Annotated in this window: 7 protein-coding genes; all 7 read left to right on the forward strand. The window is 65.9% G+C overall.

What is annotated here, in order from left to right:
- On the forward strand, positions 1–294 hold a 294-nt coding region (locus AB1609_11405; protein MEW6047070.1), incomplete at its 5' end, for a tetratricopeptide repeat protein.
- A gap of 129 nt (positions 295–423) precedes the next feature.
- Positions 424–1,977, forward strand: a complete 1,554-nt coding sequence (locus AB1609_11410; GenBank protein MEW6047071.1) for an ABC transporter substrate-binding protein — start codon at positions 424–426, stop codon at positions 1,975–1,977.
- A 12-nt stretch (positions 1,978–1,989) separates the two neighbouring features.
- Positions 1,990–2,994 carry an ABC transporter permease gene (locus tag AB1609_11415; protein ID MEW6047072.1) on the forward strand — a complete coding sequence of 335 codons (1,005 nt, stop codon included), beginning with the start codon at positions 1,990–1,992 and terminating at the stop codon, positions 2,992–2,994.
- 25 nt (positions 2,995–3,019) lie between these two features.
- Positions 3,020–3,802 carry an ABC transporter permease gene (locus AB1609_11420; protein MEW6047073.1) on the forward strand — a complete coding sequence of 261 codons (783 nt, stop codon included), beginning with the start codon at positions 3,020–3,022 and terminating at the stop codon, positions 3,800–3,802.
- A 415-nt stretch (positions 3,803–4,217) separates the two neighbouring features.
- A complete protein-coding gene (locus AB1609_11425) occupies positions 4,218–6,062 on the forward strand; it encodes an ATP-binding protein (GenBank protein MEW6047074.1) in 1,845 nt (614 codons plus the stop codon).
- 38 nt (positions 6,063–6,100) lie between these two features.
- Positions 6,101–6,313, forward strand: a complete 213-nt coding sequence (locus tag AB1609_11430) for a hypothetical protein (protein MEW6047075.1) — start codon at positions 6,101–6,103, stop codon at positions 6,311–6,313.
- A 57-nt stretch (positions 6,314–6,370) separates the two neighbouring features.
- Positions 6,371–7,825, forward strand: a complete 1,455-nt coding sequence (locus AB1609_11435; protein MEW6047076.1) for an aldehyde dehydrogenase family protein — start codon at positions 6,371–6,373, stop codon at positions 7,823–7,825.
- Positions 7,826–7,863 lie beyond the last annotated feature (38 nt).

Raw genomic sequence — 7,863 nt, forward strand, 5'->3', positions numbered from 1 at the left:
ATGAACCGGACGGATGAGGCGCTGGAAGCGCTGCAAAGAGCGGTCGAGCTGGCTCCTGAGGATCCGGTCGTGCGGCTGGTGCTTGGAAACACCTTCCTCGAGAAGGGTGACCGGGAAAGGGCGGCCTCGCTCTTTCGGGAAGCGTCAGAACTTGCCCCGTCGGACCTGGACGTGCACGTGACGCTGTACACGCTGTTCAGCAGCATGGGGCTCGAGGAAGACGCCGGGCGTGAGGAGAGGGCGATCCGGACGATCCAGGGAGCGCCCGAGGCTGAGCCGGGCCAGGGACCGTAGGAACCGCAGCTGCCCGGGTGCGTTCAAGATCCCCAAGGAGGAGGCGGCCCGCCGCTGAACCATTAGGCCCGCCGACAAAAACCGCTTTCCAGGTTGTCGGCGAGGCTTGCAGCGGGGGGAGGCGCTGTCGTGAAGTTGTGCAGGGCGGTCGTCGTATGGATTTGCCTGCTGGCAGCGGTGCTATTCGGGGGCACGGCGGCGGCCGTGGCCCAGCAGCCGCCCCGGGATGTGCTGGTGGTGGCGACCTCGGCGGATCCGCAAACGGTGGACCCCGGCTGGGAGATGGACAACCACGCCTGGATGGTATTCTACTACGCCTACGACCGGCTGATGGCCTACAAAGGCGGTACCACCGGGGTAGAGCCCCAACTGGCCGAGTCCTACTCCGTTTCGCCGGATGGAACGGTGTGGACGTTCAAGCTGCGGCCGGGCGTTAAGTTTGCCGACGGCACGCCGCTGGACGCGGAGGCGGTGCGGTTTACCTTTGAACGCCTCAAGGCCATCGGCGCCGGCCCCAGCGAGGTCTTCCCAACCCTCGACCGGGTCGAGGCGGTGGACCCGCTCACCGTGCGCTTCATCCTGACCAGGCCCTTCGGCCCCTTCCTGAGCACGCTTGCTCATCCCGGCGCCAGCATTGTCAACCCCAGGGCGGTGCAGGCGCGTGCCACGCAGGAGGATCCCTGGGCGAAGCGGTATCTTGCCGAGAATACAGCGGGCTCCGGCCCGTTCGTGCTGCGAGAGTGGCGCAAGGGCGAACGCCTGGTGCTGGAGGCCAACCCGGCGTACTGGGGCCCGAAGCCGGCCCTATCCCGGGTGCTCATCCGCATCGTCCCCGAGTCCAACACCCAGCGCCTGCTGCTCGAGCGCGGCGAGGTGGACATTGCCGAAAGTCTCACGCCCGACCAGATCGCGCAGATTGAAAGCCAGCCGGGCGTCCGCATCGAGCGACACCCCTCGTTCTTCGTGCAATACGTCTACATCAACAACCGCAAGATCGCCGACCCCAGGATGCGGCAGGCCCTGGCCTACGCGGTGGACTACGCCGGGATCATCGCCACCGTCGAGCGCGGATTGGCTGTCCAGATGCGGGGCCCGATCCCGAAGGGCATGACGGGGCACGACCCCGCGGCATTCCAGTACACCCATGACCCTCAGCGCGCCCGTACGCTTCTCCAGCAGGCGGGCTACGACGGGCGGGAACTACGCCTGCTCTTCGCCGACCGCTTTCCGTGGTGGCCAGCCCTGGCCCAGTACCTGCAGGCCAATTTCTCCGCCGCCGGCGTTCGGGTGAAGCTCGAGCAGTACGCGTGGGCAACGCTGCGGCAGAAGTACCAGGAAGGCGACTTTGACCTGGCCCTCGGCATCTGGACGCCGGACTTCGCTGACCCGTACATGTTCATGAACTTCTGGTTTGACTCGTCGAACTGGGGGCTTGCGGGCAACCGCGCCTTCTACTCGAACCCGAAGGTGGATGAGCTGGTGCGGCACGCCGCCGCCAGCACGGACCAGGCCGAACGCCTGAGACTCTATGCCGAGGCCCAGCGCACCGTCATCGAGGAGTCGCCTTACCTCTACCTGTACCAGAAGACGCTGCAGATCCCGATGAGGGCGCGGGTCAAGGGGTACGTCTTCAACCCGATGCTCGTCGACATGTACAACTTCCCGGGCATCTCGAAGGACTAGACCCGGCGCAACATGTGGGCTTACGCGCTCCGGCGGCTCCTGGCCGTGGTGCCGACCCTGTTCGGCGTGACGCTCGTCACCTTCTTCATCAGCGCCTCTATCCCAGGGGATCCGGCCGTCCTCGTCGTAGGGCAGCGGGCCAGCCCGGAGACGCTGGAGCGCGTCCGTCACGAAATGGGGCTCGACCGGCCGCTTCCGGTCCGCTACCTGGGCTACCTACGAGGTCTCGCCAGGGGTGAACTGGGCAGGAGCCTGCGAACCCAGCGGCCGGTGGCGGGGGACTTACGGGAGCGGTTCCCCGCCACCCTGGAGCTCACCGCGGCGGCCATGGCGTTTGCCGCCGTCGCCGGCACCCTTCTGGGCACGATCGCAGCCGTCCGCGGCCGCCTCTGGGACACCCTGACCCGGATGGTGGCCGTAGCCGGCATCTCAACCCCGGTCTTCTGGTGGGGGCTGCTCCTGGTGCTGCTCTTCTACCGCCAGTTGGGGTGGTTGCCGGCTCAGGGCCGGTTCGACCCCTTCCTCGACCCCCCGCCGGCTTACACCGGGCTTCACCTGATCGACGCCCTCCTTTCCCGCGACTGGCAGGCGCTTGTGATAGCGTCCCGTTATCTGGTGTTGCCGGCGTTCACGCTGGGTTCGGTGCAACTCGCGCTGGTGGCGCGCATGATCCGCACCGGGATGCTGGAGGTGCTCCGGGAGGAGTTCGTGCGAACCGCGCGGGCGAAGGGTCTGACCGAGCGGGTGGTCGTCTTCCGGCACGCTCTCAGGAACGCGACGATTCCCGCTCTTACGGCGGTGGGGCTGGCGTTCGGGGAGCTTCTGGGCGGCGCCGTGCTCACCGAAACCATCTTCGGATGGCCCGGGATGGGCAAGTACGCGGTGGATTCCATCGGCAGCCTCGACTACCCGGCCATCCTCGGCTTCACCCTGGTGGTGGGAGCCGGCTTTGCGCTCATCAATCTGGCGGTGGACCTGCTCTATGCCGTGGTGGACCCGAGGATCCGGTACGGTTAGGTTCCTGCGCACGCCGGGGGCGTCGATGGGGGCCGCCTTGACCGGGGTGGTTGCCCTTGGCCTCGTGTTCGCCCCGTGGATCTCTGCCTACGACCCGGCGGCGGTGGAGGTAGGGCCGCGGCTCTCTGCCCCGTCCCCTCAGCATCCTCTGGGAACGGACGAGCTTGGGCGCGACCTTTTGAGCCGGCTTGTGTACGGGGGGCGAGTGACGCTGCGGGTGGCGCTTGGAACGGTCCTGCTCTCCGCGACCACGGGAAGCCTCGCCGGCATCTGGCTCGGCTACCGCGGGGGGCGCTGGGATGCCTGGGGCATGCGGCTGGTGGACGTAGCCCTTACCTTTCCGGCCCTGGTGCTGGCCATGGGGCTGGCCGCGGCCCTCGGGCCGAGCCTGTACAACGCGATGCTGGCCGTAGCGGCCGTGCAATTCCCGCGGTATGTGCGCCTGATGCGCGGTGAGGCTCTGCGGCTGCGGCAGCGGGAGTTCGTCGAGGCCGCGCACGCGATAGGCGCCGGCGAGGCGAGGGTCCTGTTCCGCCACCTGTTGCCCAACGCCCTGCCGGTGCTGCTCGCCTATGCGACGCTGGGGTTCGGCGAAAGCACCCTGGCGGTGGCGTCTCTCTCGTTTCTGGGCTTGGGAGCTCAACCGCCGACGCCCGAGTGGGGGGCTCTGGTCAACGCCGGCCGGGCCTACCTGCTCGACCAGTGGTGGTATGCGGCGGCGCCCGGCGTGGCACTGTTCGTCACCGTGACCGGCCTCAATTTGCTGGGCGACGCTCTGCGCCAGCACCTCGACCCGAAGATGAGATAACCTGCCAGCGCGGCACCAGGCCAGCCCCCCTGGGCCGCCATGGGTTCTCGGCTCTCGAAAACGTGGCCACCGCGGCTTTTGCCCGGCACCGCTAGCGGTCAGGCTGCTGAGAGGCGAGCCGCCACTTGCGGGCGGTAGGAAACCCGGCGCCGCCCCGTCCTCGCTCGTGTGAACTGCACGGGGAATGACACAAAACAACGCAACAAACTCAACGATATTGGTGAGCTGACCACAGCTCGATTGGCACGTTACAAAGCACACTGTGCAGCTATCTAACAGGATTCATGGCGCTTTTCCCGTCTGCCCAACATAGCAAAAGCATAACAATACACTCAACATTCTTGTTGTCCTATCCCCTGCGCCGGGATATACTAACAGGCGGTGCGACTCTCAAGCATGAGAGCGGGGACCGGGCATGACCAGCCAGGAGCTTCAAGAGATACTGGCGTCCTTGCGTCAGGTCAACGCGGATACGCTGTACGTCGAAGCGAAAGCAGCGAGAACAGACCTCCCACGCGACACCTGGAAAACCCTGTCTGCGTTCGCCAATACTCCAGGCGGAGGCGTCATCATACTGGGCGTCGACGAGTCCCACCAGTTCGAGCCTGTGGGTGTGCATGACCCTGGAAAACTCCAGGCCGATCTCGCCTCCATCTGTGATCGGATGGTACCGCCGCTACGGCCAGTCATCGAAATACACGAGATAGACCGGCGCCTTCTGGTCACGGTGGAGATCCCCGAGCTGTCCTATGCCGAGAAGCCCTGTTACTACGGCCCACAAGGCCTCGTCAACGGAGCTTACATCCGTGTCGCTGACGGAGACCGCAAGCTCACCCAGTACGAAATCTACGCCCTGCTAGAAGGGCGCCAGCAGCCTCGATACGACGTCGAGCCGGTGGCGGATGCCACGCTCGACGAACTCGACCATGACCTCCTGCAGCGCTTCCTGCATCGGATACGCTCTCGACGCAGCGCCCGATGGAAGGACCTGCCAGACCTTCAGCTACTCCAAACCTTCAAGGTTGTGGTAGATCTGGAAAACCGGATTGTGCCGACCCTCGCAGGGTACCTGTGTTTTGGCAAGTATCCCCAAGAGCGGTTTCCCGGGATCTGCATAACCTTCGTTCGATACCCGACGGATCGGGCGGGTGAGCCGGGACCGGCAGGAGAGCGGTTCCTTGACGACGAGAAAATCTCGGGTCCGATCCCCGTAATGGTTGCCGATGCCCTGCGAGCGATCAAGCGAAACATGCGACAGCGGGAGATCATCCGCGGACTCTTTCGCGAAGAGATGTGGGAGTACCCGGAAGCCGTCCTGCGAGAGGCAATCGTCAACGCGTTGGGGCACCGCGATTACAGCCCCATGGCCAGGGGTAGCCATGTCCAAATTCAGATGTTTCCAAGTCGCCTTACGGTACTGAACCCCGGAGGGCTATTTGGGCCCGTTACCGTCGACGACCTAGGTAAACCGGGGGTGCAGGCTTCCAGAAACCTCTTCCTGATGAATATCCTCGAAGACCTACCGGCAGGCGCAAACGGTGAGGCGTTGTGTGAACACCGCGGATCCGGAATAGCTGCCATGGTGGCACTCTTGCGGCGGCTCGGCATGCAGCCGCCGACGTTTGAGGACAGGGTCACGACATTTGCGGTGACCTTCTCGAACGCTTCTCTTCTTGACGGCGATACGCTTCGCTGGCTGGAAGAGCGCACCAGGGGCATCAGCCTCACCGACTCACAGCGTTTCGCTCTTGCTTACCTTCGGCACCGCTCCTACATCGCGAACGCGGACTACTGCCGCCTGACCGGCATCGACTCAAGGGTCGCCACACGTGAGCTCGCCGACCTCGTGGCAAAAGGGCTGCTCGAACGTCAGGGTACCAGTCGGTGGACCGTGTATTCGCTTGCGCCGGGAGGGGCGACTCAAGACCCTCACGGCTCAGGCATGGTATTTCCTTTGCAGTTTCCGACAGAATTCCCGGCTCGCGTATTGCCGGGTGAAACATTGTCCAGACGCGAAGAAGAGCACCCACCCGCGCGGCGCCGACGACAGGCGGCTCTGTTCGTCGTGGCCGACGTACTTCGACGCCGCCGGGAAGCATCTGCGCAGGAACTGGCCGACGCAACCGGATTGAGCCCATCGGCGGTCCGGCTTGCCCTCAAGTCGCTCACTGACCTCGGCCTGGTAGAACCCACGACGCAGGTGGCTAGGTCACCACGGCGCCGCTATCGCTGGGCGGGACAGAACAAGGCAGGCTCCTGACAGTCGACGAACCGTCCCTGGGGCTGGCGCCCCTGGTGGTGCGCGATCTCTTTCAGGTGATACGCCGGTTAAAGGAGCAGGGGCTGACCGTGCTTCTCGTCGAACAGAACGTACGCCAGTCGCTTCTGATCTCCGACTACGCCTGCGTGCTCGAACGGGGCCGAGTGACCCTGGAGGGCACCGGGCAGGAGCTTCTCTCCAACGATCACGTCGTTCGTGCGTACATTGGCGCCAACCGGCGAGGCGCGTGATGCCGTGCCTCCGGCTCGGCCGCCGCGACTCGAACAGCAGGGGGAGATGAGAAGGTCGTGTCGCAGTACTTCAACCTTATCGGTGGGCGCTGGGTGCCGGCCAGCACGGGGGAGACGTACGAGGACCGCAGCCCGGCCGACACGACGGAGGTCGTGGCGGTACTGCCGCGTTCGCCGGCGGAGGACGTGCGGCGGGCCGTTGAGGCCGCCTCTCAGGCGTTCCCGTCGTGGAGCCGCAAGACGGCACTGGCCCGAGGGGAAATCCTCTACCGGGCGGCCGCCATCCTGCGGGGCCGTGCCGACGAGATTGCGCGCCTGTTCAGCCGGGAGGAAGGCAAGCCCATCGGCGAGTCGCGGGCCGAGGTGCTGCGGGCGGCGCAGATTCTGGAGTTCTTCGGCGGGGATGGAGCGCGGCTTGCCGGCGAGACGCTGCCGTCGGGCCGCCCCAACGTGTTTCTGTTCACGGTCCGCGAGCCCCTGGGGGTCGTGGGCATCGTAACCCCGTGGAACTTCCCCATCGCCATTCCGGCCTGGAAAATCGCTCCGGCCCTGGTGGCCGGCAACACCGTGGTCTTCAAGCCGGCCAGCCAGGCGCCCGTGACGGGGTTAAAGCTGGTGGAGGCACTGGTCGAGGCCGGGCTGCCCGAGGGCGTTCTTAACGCGGTCGTCGGCCCCGGCAGCATCGTGGGCGACGCGCTGCTCCGGGCCGGTGGGGTGCGGGCGGTTTCGTTCACGGGTTCGACGGCGGTGGGGGAGCGCCTCTATCAGGACGCCACGGCCCGGGGCATCCGGTGCCAGTGCGAGATGGGCGGCAAGAACCCGCTGGTGGTGCTGGCGGACGCCGACCTGGATCTGGCTGTGGAACTCGCCCTGGACGGGGCATACCGGTCCGCCGGCCAGAAGTGCACGGCAACCAGCCGTATCATCGTGGAGCGCCCCGTGTTGCAGGCGTTCACCGAACGCTTCGTCGAGCACGCCCGCACGCTGAAAGTTGGCCACCCGCTGGAGGAGGACACCTACGTCGGCCCGGTGGTGGACCAGGGCCAGCTCGACACCATCCTGGGGTACATCCAGCAAGGGGTGGAGGAGGGCGCGCGCCTCGTGCTGGGTGGGCATCGCCTGACCGAAGGCGACTTCGCGAAAGGGTATTACGTCGCGCCGACGGTCTTCACGGACGTCGTCTCGTCGATGACCATCGCGCAGGAGGAGATCTTCGGCCCCGTGGTGGCCATCCTCGAAGCGGCCGACTTCGATGACGCCCTGCGACTGGCCAACGACACCCCCTACGGGCTTTCGGCCTCCATCTGCACCACCAGCCTGTCGAAGGCGCACCGCTTCATCCGCGAGGTGCAGGCCGGCGTGGTGGGCGTCAACGTTCCCACGGCGGGCGTGGAGTTTCAGGCGCCATTTGGGGGGACGAAGGCGTCGGGCACCCCCTTCAAGGAACAGGGCAAGGTCGCCATCGACTTCTACAGCCAGCTCAAGACGGTGGCTCTCAACTACGCCGGGTGACGGGACGGGGGCGTGCAGCGGGTCGGGTGGCAGGAGCG

Source organism: Bacillota bacterium (genome assembly GCA_040754675.1).
Classification (GTDB): Bacteria; Bacillota; Limnochordia; order Limnochordales; family Geochordaceae; genus Geochorda.